At 40.9% G+C, this 508-nt stretch carries 1 protein-coding gene; it reads right to left on the reverse strand.

Annotated features, from left to right (window positions below):
- Nucleotides 1-193: 193 nt before the first annotated feature.
- Nucleotides 194-508: TolC family protein (locus ACS8FC_RS21155; protein ID WP_439298224.1), on the reverse strand; the 315-nt coding region annotated here is incomplete at its 5' end.

Genomic DNA, 508 nt, shown 5'->3' on the forward strand with positions numbered 1-508 from the left:
TATCGATTTGGACGTTGGTTTTTTCATAAAACAGTGATTCACTATAGTAATAGTATGGTTTATTGAGCGTTATTTTTTGGTAGCGTCATGCTGATTTGGTATATATCTTCGCACATTAGCCTTATAACACTTAAAAGTTGAAACGACGATACAGTGCTTATTCGTATACTTTATAAGCTTTCATATACAATCATCATTCAGTGTACAAAGTCGGCAGCTGGATATCAGCGGCATTAAGATAAGCGTTAAAAGCAAGCGGCGTACCGCAGCTCTGCATGAGTGCGGCCAATGACTGTACATAACTGTTGGCAGCTTGCGCTTGCTCAGTACGTGCTTTGAGCGATTGCGTTTGTGCTTGTACCACATCGACTGTGGTATTCACACCTTCTTGTAGTCCTAAGCGGCGCAATCTTAAAACTTCTGCAGCCAAATCAACGTTACTTTGTAGCGCTTGATAGCGTGATTGAGCATTATTAACATCGTGCCAGTTTTTTTCTACCAGCAGTAG

Source organism: Psychrobacter sp. 1Y4, assembly GCF_051847555.1.